The 14897-nt window shown below is 44.7% G+C and carries 11 protein-coding genes and 3 tRNA genes; 3 read left to right on the forward strand and 11 right to left on the reverse strand.

Going from position 1 to position 14897, the window contains the following annotated elements:
* The 8 genes from AYW75_RS18275 to AYW75_RS18310 all read right to left on the reverse strand — a co-directional run bounded on the left by AYW75_RS18275 (position 1) and on the right by AYW75_RS18310 (position 7198).
* Positions 1-74, reverse strand: a tRNA-Arg gene (locus tag AYW75_RS18275).
* A gap of 73 nt (positions 75-147) precedes the next feature.
* Positions 148-224 (reverse strand) — tRNA-Arg (locus AYW75_RS18280).
* A gap of 10 nt (positions 225-234) precedes the next feature.
* Positions 235-324 (reverse strand) — tRNA-Ser (locus AYW75_RS18285).
* Positions 325-387: 63 nt separating this feature from the next.
* Positions 388-576, reverse strand: coding sequence for a carbon storage regulator CsrA (gene csrA / locus AYW75_RS18290; protein WP_067033731.1), 189 nt, complete (start codon positions 574-576; stop codon positions 388-390).
* 135 nt (positions 577-711) lie between these two features.
* Positions 712-1953 (reverse strand): aspartate kinase, encoded by a 1242-nt coding sequence (locus AYW75_RS18295; RefSeq protein ID WP_067102667.1) that lies wholly within the window; start codon positions 1951-1953, stop codon positions 712-714.
* Between the two features lie 45 nt (positions 1954-1998).
* Positions 1999-4617, reverse strand: a complete 2619-nt coding sequence (gene alaS / locus AYW75_RS18300) for an alanine--tRNA ligase (protein WP_067102670.1) — start codon at positions 4615-4617, stop codon at positions 1999-2001.
* 220 nt (positions 4618-4837) lie between these two features.
* Positions 4838-5932, reverse strand: a complete 1095-nt coding sequence (gene alr, locus AYW75_RS18305; RefSeq protein WP_067102673.1) for an alanine racemase — start codon at positions 5930-5932, stop codon at positions 4838-4840.
* Positions 5933-5941: 9 nt separating this feature from the next.
* On the reverse strand, positions 5942-7198 hold the full coding sequence (locus tag AYW75_RS18310) for a D-amino acid dehydrogenase (protein WP_067102676.1): 1257 nt from the start codon (positions 7196-7198) through the stop codon (positions 5942-5944).
* Positions 7199-7377: 179 nt separating this feature from the next.
* Here AYW75_RS18310 and AYW75_RS18315 point away from each other — a divergent pair, with 179 nt between their 5' ends.
* Positions 7378-7827, forward strand: a complete 450-nt coding sequence (locus AYW75_RS18315) for a regulatory protein RecX (RefSeq protein ID WP_067102680.1) — start codon at positions 7378-7380, stop codon at positions 7825-7827.
* Here the strand turns inward: AYW75_RS18315 and AYW75_RS18320 are convergent.
* The 3 genes from AYW75_RS18320 to AYW75_RS18330 all read right to left on the reverse strand — a co-directional run bounded on the left by AYW75_RS18320 (position 7824) and on the right by AYW75_RS18330 (position 11151).
* Positions 7824-9362 (reverse strand): hypothetical protein, encoded by a 1539-nt coding sequence (locus AYW75_RS18320; protein WP_067102683.1) that lies wholly within the window; start codon positions 9360-9362, stop codon positions 7824-7826. The two genes, AYW75_RS18315 and AYW75_RS18320, sit on opposite strands and share 4 nt — an antisense overlap.
* Before the next feature lie 139 nt (positions 9363-9501).
* Positions 9502-10560, reverse strand: coding sequence for a recombinase RecA (recA, locus tag AYW75_RS18325; RefSeq protein WP_067102686.1), 1059 nt, complete (start codon positions 10558-10560; stop codon positions 9502-9504).
* 102 nt (positions 10561-10662) lie between these two features.
* Entirely contained in the window at positions 10663-11151 is a 489-nt protein-coding gene (locus tag AYW75_RS18330) for a CinA family protein (protein WP_067102689.1), read from the reverse strand.
* A gap of 75 nt (positions 11152-11226) precedes the next feature.
* Between AYW75_RS18330 and mutS the strand changes: the two genes are divergently transcribed.
* Together mutS and fdxA are read left to right on the forward strand one after the other, a co-directional pair.
* Complete coding sequence (mutS, locus tag AYW75_RS18335) at positions 11227-13869, forward strand: DNA mismatch repair protein MutS (protein ID WP_067102692.1); 2643 nt, start codon at positions 11227-11229, stop codon at positions 13867-13869.
* Positions 13870-13983: 114 nt separating this feature from the next.
* Positions 13984-14307: a ferredoxin FdxA gene (fdxA, locus tag AYW75_RS18340; protein ID WP_067033709.1), complete on the forward strand. Its 324-nt coding sequence runs from the start codon at positions 13984-13986 to the stop codon at positions 14305-14307.
* Positions 14308-14897: the final 590 nt, after the last annotated feature.

Raw genomic sequence — 14897 nt, forward strand, 5'->3', positions numbered from 1 at the left:
TGCATCCGGGAGGATTCGAACCTCCGACCGCTCGGTTCGTAGCCGAGTACTCTATCCAGCTGAGCTACGGATGCATATATCTAAACTATTTACGATTAACTAACAGGATAGCATTAGCTAATTTATTCTTGCTTTACTCAAGCTAAATGGTGCATCCGGGAGGATTCGAACCTCCGACCGCTCGGTTCGTAGCCGAGTACTCTATCCAGCTGAGCTACGGATGCGCATTTAAAATGGCGGAGAGTGAGGGATTCGAACCCTCGATGAGTTTCACCCCATACTCCCTTAGCAGGGGAGCGCCTTCGGCCACTCGGCCAACTCTCCGTAACAAGTGCGGCGTATTATAGAGACACCAGTTGTTATGTAAAGGCTTTTTTTGAAAAAAGTTTAATTTTCTGTATCTTGTTCATCTTGCTCTTTCTGAATGCGAAGATAGATCTCTTCACGGTGAACAGAAACATCTTTTGGTGCATTGATACCAATACGTACTTGGTTGCCTTTTACGCCCAGCACAGTCACTGATACTTCATCACCAACCATTAGAGTTTCACCAACACGGCGAGTCAAAATAAGCATAACACTTCTCCTTAAAAATCCTTGTGAGATATCAGAAACCCCCTACCCTCTTGTAGGGATTTCCTTACAAGGTGAATTGTAGCTGCTCTCTACCTTCGAATCCATACATCAAAGCATTGAACTTGTATCAAAGTGTTACGCTTCGCTAACACCCGTATTAGGTTCGTTAAGCTTAAAGGCCGAATGTAATGAACGTACTGCCAATTCCATGTATTTCTCATCAATTATGACAGATACTTTGATTTCAGATGTGGAGATAAGTTGAATATTAATCGACTCATCCGCCAAAGTTTTAAACATATTGGTGGCAACACCCGCATGCGAACGCATCCCAACCCCTACGATTGATACTTTCGCAATCTTGTCATCTGACAACACTTCTTTCGCATTCAGGTCTTTTGCCACACCATGCAATATATTCAGTGCTTTATCGTAATCATTACGATGTACTGTAAACGTAAAGTCTGTAGTGCCGTCCATTGATACGTTTTGGACAATCATATCCACTTCAACGTTCGCTTCACTTACAGGGCCAAGAATCTTTGACGCAACACCTGGTACATCAGGTACACCTTTTAGTGTTAACTTTGCTTCATCTCGATTAAATGCGATACCAGATACAGCTGGCTGTTCCATAGTGTTCTCTCCATCAGTCGTAATTAGCGTGCCATCACCTTCTTTAAAACTGGACAACACACGCAATGGAACTTGATATTTACCCGCAAACTCAACAGAACGAATTTGCAGCACCTTTGAGCCTAGGCTTGCCATTTCAAGCATTTCTTCAAACGTAATTTTCTCTAAGCGCCTGGCACTGTCAACCACTCGAGGGTCAGTGGTATAAACCCCATCAACATCGGTGTAAATCTGACATTCATCGGCTTTCAGCGCCGCCGCCAAAGCCACACCAGTGGTATCTGAACCACCGCGACCTAGTGTGGTAATATTGCCAAACTCATCAGCCCCCTGAAAGCCGGCAACAACCAACACTGTCCCATCATCTAAATCAGAACGCATCGCGTCTGTATCAATATCTTGAATACGAGCCTTACCGTGTGAATTATCGGTTGTAATACGAACCTGGCTGCCAGTATAAGACTTCGCCTTCAAACCACGCTTCATGAGCGCCATACTCAACAAAGCAATGGTTACCTGCTCTCCTGTCGATAGCAGCACATCCATTTCGCGGGCATCAGGAGTCGCCTGAATACTCTTTGCCAAGCCAATTAGACGGTTGGTTTCTCCACTCATCGCAGAAACCACTACGACGATATCGTCCCCTTGTTGCTTATGTTTCAAGACACGATCAGCCACCGCTTCGATACGCTCAATCGAGCCGACCGAGGTGCCACCATATTTTTGAACTAACAATGCCATATTACGTCATCCCAAATAAAAAGCGCCCCAGAGGGGCGCGTCACACTATACTCGTTCGTTGACCCAGTCCGGAACAAGAGCCAGCACTTCGGCAATACCTTCAGGCTTACTACCACCCGCTTGAGCCATATCCGGTCTACCGCCACCACGACCATCAACGTAAGGGGCCGCCATTTTGATCAGGTCGCCCGCTTTAACTTTAGACGTTAACTCTTTTGTCACACCTGCAATCAAGCTTACTTTGCCGTCGTTATTCGCCGCTAGCAAAACCACAGCAGACTCTAGCTTACTTTTCAACTCATCCAATAAATCACGCAGACCTTTTGGATCGTCGATTTCAACTTGCGCGACCAACAACTTACCGCCATTGATATCAACCGCTTGAGACGCTAAGTCCGCACCCGCTTGGGCCGCCAACTTGCCTTTTAACAAATCGACTTCTTTTTGCAACGCACGAGCTTGATCATTCAACGTTACAACTTTATCAAACGCCACTTCTTTGCTGGCTTTAAACAAACCGGCGATTTGCGACAAAGAAGACTCTGTATGACGTGTTGCATCGATGGCCGCTTTACCAGTCAACGCTTCAATACGACGAACACCTGCCGCAATACCGCTTTCAGTTACAATTTTGAATAAACCAATGTCACCTGTACGCTTAACGTGAGTGCCACCACACAATTCAATCGAGTAATCAGAACCCATTGTTAGAACACGTACTTGCGCTTCGTATTTCTCACCAAAAAGAGCATGCGCGCCTTTCGCTTTGGCCGCTTCGATATCCATGACTTCGGTAATCGTTTCGTGGTTCAGGCGCACTTGCTCGTTGACGATATCTTCGATTTGCTCAAGCTCAGCAGCCGTTAACCCTTCAAAGTGAGAAAAGTCAAAACGAAGGCGTTCAGCATTAACCAAAGAACCTTTCTGCAATACATGATCACCTAAAACACGACGCAACGCTTCATGTAATAAATGGGTTGCCGAGTGATTAAGCGCCGTTGCATTACGTAATGAACGATCCACTTCTGTGGTCACAACATCGCCAACTTTTAGCGAACCTTCACGTACTTCAACATGGTGTAGATGTACCTTACCTTGCTTCGTAGTATTCGATACTTTCACCGCCGCAGGACCACGCAACCAACCTTGATCGCCTGCTTGTCCACCAGACTCACCGTAAAAAGGTGTCTCAGTCAGTACGACAAGACCTATTTGACCTTCTTGCAATACATCAACCGGCTCGCCGTCGACCAAAATTTGCTCAACTGGGCTTTGCCCTTCTAGGTAAGTGTAACCGGTAAATTCCGTTTGACCGTCAACGTCTACTGAACCAGACATATCCATGGTGAAGTTGCTTGCTGAACGAGCACGAGCACGCTGCTCATCCATCGCTTTTTCAAAGCCTTCTTCATCGATTTCAAGACCTGCTTCACGTGCAACATCATTCGTTAAGTCCGCAGGGAAACCGAACGTATCGTACAATTTAAAGATCGTCTCACCTGGAATCGTTTTACTATCACCTAGATTAGCAATCGCCTCCTCAAGAATACGCATACCTTGATCGAGTGTTTTTGCAAACTGCTCTTCTTCTTTCAGTAAAATAGAAGCGACACGGTCTTTTAGCTTACGTAACTCTGGGTAAGCTTCACCCATTTCGACATCCAGCGCTTCCACCAATTTATGGAAGAATGGCTGTTTCTGACCTAGCTTATTACCATGACGTACAGCACGACGAATAATACGGCGCAATACGTAACCACGACCTTCATTTGACGGCACTACCCCATCAACGATCATGAATGAACATGAACGAATGTGATCGGCAATAACCCGTAGTGACTGAGACGCGAAATCTTCAGTACCCACTGCCATGGCAGAGGCTTTGATTAGATTTTGGAACAAATCGATTTCATAGTTACTGTGAACACCCTGCAAAATCGCAGCAATACGCTCAAGTCCCATGCCTGTATCAACTGAAGGCTTAGGTAGGTTTGCCATTGTGCCATCTGCTGAACGGTTATACTGCATGAATACGACGTTCCAAATTTCGATAAAACGGTCGCCATCTTCTTCAGGTGTACCAGGAGGCCCACCCCAAATGTGCTCACCGTGATCATAAAATACTTCAGTACAAGGCCCACAAGGCCCGGTGTCGCCCATCGCCCAGAAGTTATCAGACGCATAACGAGCGCCTTTGTTATCACCAATACGGATGATTCTATCTTCCGGAACACCAATTTGATCTTTCCAAATGCCGAACGCTTCATCATCTTCTGCGTAGACCGTTACCAACAACTTATCTTTTGGTAGGCCAAGAACTCCAGTCAAGAATTCCCACGCAAATGAAATAGCCTCTTCTTTGAAGTAGTCACCAAAACTGAAGTTACCTAACATTTCAAAGAATGTGTGGTGACGTGCAGTGTAACCTACGTTTTCAAGGTCATTGTGCTTACCACCGGCACGCACACAACGCTGCGATGTCGTCGCTCGGGTGTATGGGCGCTTGTCAGCCCCCAAAAAAACATCTTTGAATTGCACCATACCGGCGTTAGTAAACAATAACGTTGGGTCATTACCAGGAACCAGCGAACTGGATTCCACGATCTGATGCTGCTTGCTTTCAAAGAAAGACAAAAATGATTGGCGTAATTCAGAACTCTTCATAATTGGATGAGACTCTATCTCTATAAATATCTGGCGAATAAAAACAGCACGACCGTCTTTAAGTAGACCGTTACAGTGCTTTAGAAAGGTAGAAAATAGTACACGGAAACAGCGTAGTTGATCAAAACCTAAAAAATGAATTTCATTACTTTTTGATCATATATGAGCATTTGATGCTCGTTTGAGAGCATCAAATGAAACAAAGGAAGGGATAATGGGGCTAATCAGCCTCTACATAGATCATTTTAGGTCGAGTGGTCATGCGGGTTACCAGTTCATAGCCAATGGTTTCAGACCAGTACGCCACTTTCTCTACCGGCACACCATCACCCCACAGCACAACATCATCACCAATGGCTAAAGTAGAACTGCCATCCTGTACTAAACGAGCGGTAATCATATCCATTGACACTCGGCCCGCTAATTCAGCCGCTTTTCCTTTTATCAGCATGGGGGTGCCATTATCCGCTGCGCGGGGATAACCATCACCATACCCCACCGCGATGGTTGCTAATTGATGATCGTCCTCTGCAATATAAGTTGCACCGTAACCGACCTTTTCACCTGCCGCAACCGTTCGCACAGAGATCACTTTAGATGTTAACGCCATAGCAGGTTTCAAACCTAACTCTATCCCACTTAGCTCAGCAAACGGAGAAATACCGTACAGCATGATACCTGGGCGGATCCACCCCCCCTCTGGAACACTCCATTTCATGATGGCGGCGGAATTGGCCACACTGGCTTCAACTGTCCCACCAATAGATTGACGGGCCTGTTCAAAGTACGTTAACTGCTTCATTGTCGTCAGATCAGCAAGGTCATCAGCACAAGAAAAGTGCGTCATCAGCAAGACTTCATCAACCAAACCACTGTCACGAAGACGCTGTATGTACTCATTCGCCACATCTTTAGTGACGCCCAGTCGGTGCATGCCAGTATCAAGTTTTACAAATACTTTTTCAATGCTTTGTCCAAGTTCCAACAAGCTTTCAAGCTGCATCGTATTTTCTAATGCAGTCCAAAAGCCATGTTCATGACATAATGCCCATTCCGACGCTTCAAAAACACCTTCAAGCAGCATAATAGGTGCTTCAATACCTGCTTCACGAAGCTCTAATGCCTCTTCAATGGTCGCAACTGCAAAGGCATCCGCGTCGCCCTCTAAATACTGCGCAACGCGAACGGCACCATGACCGTAGGCATTACTTTTCACAACGGCAAACGCTTTACACGATGGATGAAGCTGTTTTGCATAACGATAATTTGACAGGATCGCCTCTAAGTCGACGGTCGCTGTAAGTGGCCTTGACATTTCTGCCCCTTAATTTGCATAACGTTTAACGGCTAGGTCAGACGAATCAATCTCCGTCTTTTCACCTGCCATGATATCAGCAATAACGGCTGCTGAGCCGCAACTCATAGTCCACCCAAGCGTGCCGTGCCCTGTATTCAGATACAGACCATTAATGGGGGTTTCACCAATAATAGGGGTACCGTCTGGCGTCATCGGACGTAATCCGGTCCAATATTCAGCCTGGCTAAGATCAGCGCCCTGCGGGAAAACATCCCCCACAACATGAGTAATGGTATCCGTTCGAACTTTGGGTAGATCAAGATTATACCCTGCTAACTCTGCAGTACCAGCCGCACGAATACGATCGCCTAAACGCGTAACCGCTACTTTATAGGTTTCATCCATGATCGTAGAAACGGGAGCAAAATTAGGATCACTGATGGGCACCGTTAGCGAATACCCTTTTACCGGATAAATAGGCACGTCTACACCAATCGCTTTCAGCATTTCTTTTGAATAACTACCAAGACAGATCAATAATTGATCGCACTCTATCGTATCGTCCTGTGTCTTAATCGCCTTAATATGTGACTGTTCCACGACTAGCTTTTCAACACTCGTATTAAACACGAACGTCACCCCCATGCTTTCGCACTGCTTTTTTAAAGCTTGGCAAAACATGAAGCAATCTCCTGTTTCATCGCCCGTCAAACGTAGTCCACCTTTAAACTTATCGATCGAAGGCGCTAACCCCGGCTCAACTGTCAGAATTTCAGCTGGTGTTAATACTTCATGAGAAACACCTAAAGACTTCAGAACGTTAATGTCTTTTTGCGCGCCATCAACTTGCGCGTCAGATCGAAATAGCTGCAAAGTGCCGCCTTGTCCATCATCGTATGAAATACCAATGTCTTTTCGAAGATCAATGAAGCAATCACGACTGTATTCTGCCAAAGCCATCATACGAGATTTATTAGTGTTATAAGCCGATGCCGTACAGTTGCGAAGCATTTTGGACATCCATGCCACTTTCTTAAGCTCTAGCTCAGGGCTGATTTTCAGAGGCGCGTATTTTTGAAACAACCACTTTACTGCTTTGAGTGGCACCCCAGGTGCTGCCCACGGCGCAGAATAACCCGGAGACACCTGACCCGCATTAGCAAAGCTTGCCTCCATTGCCACATCCGATTGACGATCAATTACTGTCACCTGCATGCCTTTCTTGGCAAGATAATAAGCAGACGTCAAACCAATAACACCCGCACCTAAAATACACACTTTCATAGCAGACCTCTAAAATAGAACTATCGACTATTTTTACAGATCATTTGCAGTTTTTCTCACTGTAATTTAATAAATACAAAGATTATAAAAATGATTTTTTCTATTTGCACAGCTTATTACACCAAAACACTAAGCAATATTTTCAGTTATAATGACTTTTCTTTTTTCTGTAGAGAACCATGGCTGAACTAGACGCAAAAAATTATGCTTTATGGCTTTTAGGCGCACGCGAGCATTCGACAAAAGAACTTCAGCAGAAGCTTTTTCGTAAAGGATATGAATCCGAAACAATTGATCAAACACTGCTTTATCTAACAGAGTTAAACTATCTAAGTGATCAACGTTTCGCTGAGGCATTTAGTCGCAGCAGAGCGTCTAAGCCTCTTGGCAAACAGCGCATAATGAATGAACTCAGGATGAAGGGCATTGGTGATGAATTGGCAAAACAAGCCATTGCAAGCCTAGAGGCAGATTGGTTTGAGCTTGCTTTGGAGCTCAAACAACGCAAATTTGGTGATGCGCCGGAACGAGACTTTAAAGCTAAAGCGAAACAAACACGCTATCTTGTATACCGTGGCTTTAGCTTTGACGAGGTAAAGTACGCAATCGAATTCAGTGAAGATGTCTAAGACATTAATGAATTAAGATAGCGTTCTTCCATATTGACGTAGTTCACTTGAACTGTTTCTATTTTCATATCAAGTTCTTTTATTTTTTGTTGTAGCTCCTGCACGGCTTCAGTATCCTCTGAATTCACTGATAGCTGCTCAATTAAGCTTATTTTCTCACTCTCTAATTCTGAGTTGATCTCACGTAAGTTCTCAAGCTCTTCTTTTTCTTGTGATGACAATACTAGAGGCACCTCTTCAGCACTTTCCAAACGCGCAGTCAGCTCATCATGCTCAAGTTTGGCTTTCTCTAAGTCTCGCTCTAATACATTAACGTACAGCTCAGATTCATTAACCAGTTCTTGTAGCGAAGCTAGCTTAACACTTTGCTCCGCTTCAAAATCTGAATATTCTGGAGATAAAGGTACCTTATCCATAAAGTCTGCAATGGCGTTGACAGAATCTTGCTCACGCGCCAATGACTCCTGTGCACGTATTGGTACATCAGCTCCTGATTCTCGTAGCTTCGCATCCTTGGCTTTTAACTCTTCCTCACGCTTCCGAACATCTACATTTAAGTTATATTTTATGGTTTGAAGGCTTTCTAGTTTCTGCTCAAGTGCTTTAATCACCTTATTACTTTCTAGCAAACTCTTTTCCATTTTGGCAAATGCAATGTCATATTCAGCCATATGTACATGCCTATCATCCGTTGATACACGTTTACTTTTAAGACGTTCTTTTAACTCATTAATGGTCTGGGTACGGTAGTCTGCCAAGCTTTGTAGCTCTGCTATCTTATCGTCTAATTCATTTTTAATGGGGGCGAGGAAACTTTCTGATGAAGCACTGCCTAAAAATTCAGATAAGTTATCTAAATATTCTTCATCATGATCGCTCTTAGAGTCCATTTCTTGTTTTAAGCGCTCGGCAAACTCATGCAGACTTGCAAGTTGTGCACGAACATCAGCTAACTCTTGGTCCAACTCAAGCTCTTCATGTAACTTATCTTGCAAACCATCAAGCTTTAAATTCAAGTTTGCAGTCGTGTTCATTTGCTCAAATGCCGCATCGCCCGTTTTTTGAATCACTTTATTCAATTGTTTCAACAGCTGATTGCTCACCGACAACTGTTTGAGTAACGCATCAATTTCTTGAGCCTGTTTTAAACGCTCCAATACGAATTCGAACTTATCCAAATAGTCGGCCACATTTGCATTACCGTCTTGAATAAGAGTTCGCTCAACTTCTAAAAATGTTTGCCAGCAACGAAGTGTAAGATCTTCGTTTTCATTGTCATTTTGAGTCGTTAATAGCTCGTTACATAAGTCTATCTGTTGGTCTATTAAATCCAACCACGCATCTTTCACTGAAACTTCAACGGAACCTCTGCTGACCATCTCGGTATCATTTAACTCAGGAGCATCCTGCGGCTCATCATTGTCTGCTGGTTCATTTTCGAGTTGTTTTTTGATACGCCAATACCACCATACACTGCCAAGTAGCATTACGGTGGACACTGCCGTTGCAATAATAAGCAGTACAAAAAATGTCATCCTATACACCTTCAATAAAAATAACGCTTCTACATAGAGTAGTGGTTAATTTTTATAGACTCCATAGCTCTTACTATTTTTAACATTCAGTGCAAAAAAAAGCAGCCAATTGGCTGCTTTTATAAATTTCGCTTTAACACTAGATGTCTAGCTTTTCAGTCTCGGCCGCTAATTCTTCAGCTGCTTCATCTGGTTTCTTTTTCTTAGCCAACAACTCTTCACGAATCATCGACTCGACTTCTTGCGCTATGGCTGGGTTATCCGCTAGATATTGCGCGGCATTTGCTTTACCTTGGCCAATTTTGTTGCCACCGTATGCATACCAAGCACCTGATTTATCAATGAAACCTTGTTTCACACCTAAATCAATAATCTCACCCATGCGGTAAATACCCGCACCATACATAATTTGGAACTCTGCTTGTTTAAACGGCGGTGCAATCTTATTTTTCACCACTTTAACACGCGTTTCATTACCAATAACTTCATCGCCCTGCTTTACAGAGCCAATACGACGAATGTCTAAACGTACTGAGCTGTAGAATTTCAGCGCGTTACCACCTGTTGTCGTTTCCGGAGAACCAAACATGACGCCGATCTTCATACGAATTTGGTTGATGAATACTACAAGACAGTTAGCATGTTTAATCGAACCTGTTAGCTTACGCATTGCTTGCGATAGTAAACGAGCTTGTACACCAACAGAAGAATCGCCCATCTCACCTTCAATCTCTGACTTAGGCACTAAGGCCGCAACGGAGTCAACGATAATTACATCGACACTGTTTGAACGTACCAACATGTCACAAATTTCTAGCGCTTGCTCACCAGTATCTGGTTGAGATACCAACAAATCAGCGATGTTTACACCAAGCTTCTCTGCGTAAGAGGGATCCAATGCATGCTCTGCATCGATAAACGCACAAGTTTTACCTTGTTTTTGAGCTTCAGCAATCACACTCAACGTCAGAGTTGTTTTACCAGACGACTCCGGCCCGTAAATTTCACAAATACGGCCGAATGGTAGACCACCAGCACCCAAAGCGATGTCTAACCCAAGCGAACCGGTCGAAACGGTTTCGATGTCTAATTTCGCACCTTCACCCATTTTCATGATGGCGCCTTTACCAAACTGACGCTCGATTTGGGAAAGCGCTGCGTCTAACGCTTTTTTCTTGTTGTCTGCCGTGCTAGCCATATTTCAATCCTAACTGGTAATGTATCCGTAGATTTAAACTGAGCTTAATGTAGCGCGTTTTAAAAAAACGCTCAAGAAAATACTGTATAAAAACACAGATTTTTATACAGTCGTTTCTAAAATACCTTCTAGCGCACGTGCCAGCGCCTCTCGACGAATCGCACGACGTGTACCTTCAAACTGGCAACGCTCTACAATTACTTTTTGCCCTTTGACCTGCCAAGCAATATAGACACACCCAACCGGCTTTTCGAGACTACCGCCACTTGGTCCCGCCACACCACTGACAGCAACTGCCACGTTTCCTCCCAGAGCCAACGCGCCAGCACACATCTGGCGTACAGTTGATGCACTGACAGCGCCTTCGGTATTAAGTGTTGATTCTGACACATCTAAGGCTGCCATTTTGGCTTCATTGGCATAACTGATCACTCCGCCAAAAAACCAGCGTGAGCTGCCCGCTATCTCAGTACAATACGCGCCAATTAGACCGCCCGTACATGACTCTGCGGTTACTAACTGATACTGACGTTCGGTCAGACGTTTCGCGACTTGTTTAACCAAGTCTTTAAGGAATTTCTCTTGAACCATTGCGTTCCCTTAAATATCAATAAATTATGCCTTAGAATAACGACCCTGTTTCATCCATACAACGTGAGCACTCGCATGAGCCAATCAGATAAAGACAACCATACCCCCATGATGCGCCAATATTTTGGCCTCAAATCTCAGCACCCCAATCAGATGCTGTTTTATCGCATGGGCGACTTTTATGAGTTGTTCTATGACGACGCCAAACGAGCCGCCGAGTTGTTAGATATTACGCTCACTGCACGCGGTCACTCAGGTGGTAAACCTATTCCAATGGCGGGCATCCCCTTTCACGCGGCAGAAAACTACATTGCCCGCTTAGTTCGTATGGGCGAGTCTGTTGCCATTGCTGAACAAGTCGGTGATCCTGCCACAAGTAAGGGCCCCGTAGACCGTAAAATCGCACGCATTGTGACACCAGGCACCATCAGTGATGAAGCGTTCCTAGAAGAAAAGCGTGAAAACTTACTACTATCTGTCGCACATATACAACGTAAAGGTTTAGACGTCTTTGGTTTTTCCTATCTTGATATGGCCAGCGGCCGCTTTTGCGTCTTTGAAGTAGACGGCCATGAAGCGTTAGTCAGCGAACTACAACGCCTCACACCTAAGGAAATTCTACTTTCTGAAGACTTCCCTGCGCGCGATTTGATTACACTTGAACGCGGGGTTAGTGAACTCGGCCCTTGGCACTTTGACTACGAATCCAGCTATCGTCAACTGATTCAACAATTTAACACCAAAGACCTGTCAGGCTTCGGTTGTGAAGCATTTACCGCTGCCATTGCTTCGGCTGGAGCGCTGTTACAGTATGCCAAAGACACTCAGCGCTCAGCACTACCTCATATTCAGTCGATCAGCGTTGAACAAAGAGACGACACTGTTTTAATTGATGGCGCGACGCGACGTAACCTCGAAATCGATCAAAATCTAAATGGCAGTGCCAGTAACACCCTGATGAGCGTTATCGACAGCTGTGCCACGCCTATGGGCTCACGCCTATTAAAGCGCTGGCTACATACACCGATTCGTGACCTAAATGAGATTAATAGCCGTCAAACAGCAACACATGTACTGATGGAAAACTTCTTGTTTGAGTCACTGCAAAGCACCATTAAAAGCATTGGAGACATGGAACGTATTCTATCTCGTGTCGCCCTACGCTCTGCTCGCCCCAGAGATTTGGTCCGCCTACGCTGGGCACTGGAAACAGTACCTGAACTGCGTGGATTAATTCATGGATGCAGCACTACTGAAGGCCGCCTCGCACAACTGTACGATCGCCTTATCGAACAACCAGAACTGACCAAAGAGTTGCAACGTGCCATTGTGGAAAACCCTCCTTCCGTCATTCGCGATGGCGGTGTGATGGCGCAAGGCTATGATGAGGAGCTGGATGAGCTGATTTCATTGTCTAGCAATGCCACTGATTATTTAGCCGAGGTTGAGCGTCGAGAAAAAGAGCGTACTGGCATTTCCTCATTAAAAGTAGGTTATAACCGCGTACACGGCTATTACATTGAAATCAGCCGATTGCATTCAGACCTCGCGCCAGCGGAATACGTACGCCGGCAAACTCTCAAAAATGCCGAACGCTTTATCACGCCAGAACTAAAAGAATTTGAAGACAAAGCACTCAGCGCAAAATCCAAAGCGTTGGCTCGTGAAAAACAACTTTATGAGCAATTGCTGGATAAGCTGAACGAGATTTTAGGACCATTACAAACTGCCAGCCAAGCTGTAGCTCAATTGGATGTATTGACTTGTTTTGCCGAACGAGCGAACCGACTAGGCTTCTGCTGCCCAGAGGTTCATAACCGTGGAGGTGTGAATATTCAAGCGGGCCGACACCCTGTGGTCGAAGCGGTGATCTCCGATCCTTTCATACCTAATGATCTTAATCTGCATCAAGAGCGCAGCTTGCTGATGATCACAGGCCCAAACATGGGTGGTAAATCGACCTACATGCGTCAAATTGCCATCATTACATTGCTAGCACATACTGGTAGCTTTGTACCGGCTGAATCAGCATCCATCTCAGTCGTTGATCGTATTTTCACCCGCATGGGGTCCTCCGATGATTTGGCAGGCGGACGTTCGACCTTCATGGTGGAAATGACTGAAACTGCAAATATTTTAAACAACGCCACCAAAGACAGCTTGGTTCTAATGGATGAAGTAGGCCGTGGTACCAGTACCTTTGATGGTCTCTCTTTGGCATGGTCAGCCGTAGAATACCTGGCAAATCAACTTGGCAGTTATGTACTTTTCGCTACACACTACTTCGAATTAACAACTTTAGCGGACCGCTTACCAAATGCAGCAAACGTACACTTAACCGCTTCAGAATATGAAGATGAGATCGTCTTTATGCATCAAGTCCACGAAGGCCCAGCAAGCCAGTCTTATGGTTTGCAAGTAGCACAATTAGCCGGCGTTCCAAGAAGTGTCATTATCGACGCTAGACAGAAGTTAGGAGAATTGGAAGGTGAACGTATCCATCTAGGGGGCTCGGAAACATCTACGCCTCAGCATATAGAAGAAAGCGCTTCGCCACTTGCAACACCTGAAATACGTCCAAGCGCCCCCATGCAAGCGGATTTATTTGCAACATATGATGCGAGCCAGCTAAAAGAGGCAATAGCAGGGGTAGATTTAGACAACACAACGCCTCTAGAAGCACTTAATCTATTGTATAAACTGAAAAGCGAGCTGTAGTAGCATAAGCTAATACCAGAAAATTTAGAGGTACTGACAATTGCCTCTTGCCGCTAAACAGGCAATGCCTCTAAAATACTGGCAAAATTTTGAACTGATTCTAGGAGAAGTCGAATGGCTTTCATCGTCACTGACAATTGTATTCGTTGTAAATATACAGACTGCGTAGAAGTCTGCCCTGTTGACTGTTTTTACGAAGGCCCAAACTTTCTAGCTATCAACCCTGATGAGTGTATTGATTGTGCTTTGTGTGAGCCTGAGTGCCCTGCAGGTGCAATCTTCTCTGAAGATGAACTGCCAGAAGGTCAAGAAGTATTCGTTGAGCTAAACCAAGAACTAGCGTTGATCTGGCCAAACATCACAGAGCAGAAGGATGCGCTTCCTGATGCGGCTGAATGGGACGGTGTAGAAGACAAGCTTGAGCACCTAGAACGATAAGCCAGTTAGCAAAAACCAAAAAAGCAGCCTATGGCTGCTTTTTTATGCCTTTACCTGAGTAACAGGCAAAGAAAAGGGCAACCTAAGCTGCCCGTTTATTGCTTTAATCCATTAAAGCGCTCTATCCATGAGTTTGCGACTCCATCGCCGTCAATCCGTAACCTGCCACACCTTGGCTCTTAAACTCTATCCATCGAGTTTGAAAATCCTGAAAATCCATCTATGAGCTTTCCGAGCTCTTATCCTAATATCCGACAAAGCTCCAAGCTTTGCTGCACTTCTGTGTGCGTCTCAATCCTTGAGTTCCCTTTGAATAAGTTAAATGTACAGCATCCGATGGGAGATGCAAACTTACAAAACATCCTTGAAAACAATATATTTATATAAAAATCAAATACTTACTTATTATATTAAGTGATATTTCCATTAATCCGAATGCATTGCAGAAACACCCTACAACCATGTCAGATATTCCCTACAGTTAATCATTTTTTGATAACAATAGTAGACATAGAGGAACTGAGGAACTGAGGAACTGAGGAACTGAGGAACTGAGGAACTGAGGAACTGAGGAACTGAGGAACTGAGGA

It is taken from the genome of Marinomonas atlantica (assembly GCF_001639725.1).
Lineage (GTDB): Bacteria > Pseudomonadota > Gammaproteobacteria > Pseudomonadales > Marinomonadaceae > Marinomonas > Marinomonas atlantica.

What these genes read in the sequence shown, in the direction of transcription:
- alaS (WP_067102670.1), bottom strand. Translation starts at nt 4,617, where the DNA reads ATGAAGAGTTCTGAATTACGCCAATCATTTTTGTCTTTCTTTGAAAGC.
- recA (WP_067102686.1), bottom strand. Translation starts at nt 10,560, where the DNA reads ATGGCTAGCACGGCAGACAACAAGAAAAAAGCGTTAGACGCAGCGCTT.
- AYW75_RS18295 (WP_067102667.1), bottom strand. Translation starts at nt 1,953, where the DNA reads ATGGCATTGTTAGTTCAAAAATATGGTGGCACCTCGGTCGGCTCGATT.
- csrA (WP_067033731.1), bottom strand. Translation starts at nt 576, where the DNA reads ATGCTTATTTTGACTCGCCGTGTTGGTGAAACTCTAATGGTTGGTGAT.
- alr (WP_067102673.1), bottom strand. Translation starts at nt 5,932, where the DNA reads ATGTCAAGGCCACTTACAGCGACCGTCGACTTAGAGGCGATCCTGTCA.
- AYW75_RS18330 (WP_067102689.1), bottom strand. Translation starts at nt 11,151, where the DNA reads ATGGTTCAAGAGAAATTCCTTAAAGACTTGGTTAAACAAGTCGCGAAA.
- AYW75_RS18320 (WP_067102683.1), bottom strand. Translation starts at nt 9,362, where the DNA reads ATGACATTTTTTGTACTGCTTATTATTGCAACGGCAGTGTCCACCGTA.
- AYW75_RS18315 (WP_067102680.1), top strand. Translation starts at nt 7,378, where the DNA reads ATGGCTGAACTAGACGCAAAAAATTATGCTTTATGGCTTTTAGGCGCA.
- AYW75_RS18310 (WP_067102676.1), bottom strand. Translation starts at nt 7,198, where the DNA reads ATGAAAGTGTGTATTTTAGGTGCGGGTGTTATTGGTTTGACGTCTGCT.
- fdxA (WP_067033709.1), top strand. Translation starts at nt 13,984, where the DNA reads ATGGCTTTCATCGTCACTGACAATTGTATTCGTTGTAAATATACAGAC.
- mutS (WP_067102692.1), top strand. Translation starts at nt 11,227, where the DNA reads ATGAGCCAATCAGATAAAGACAACCATACCCCCATGATGCGCCAATAT.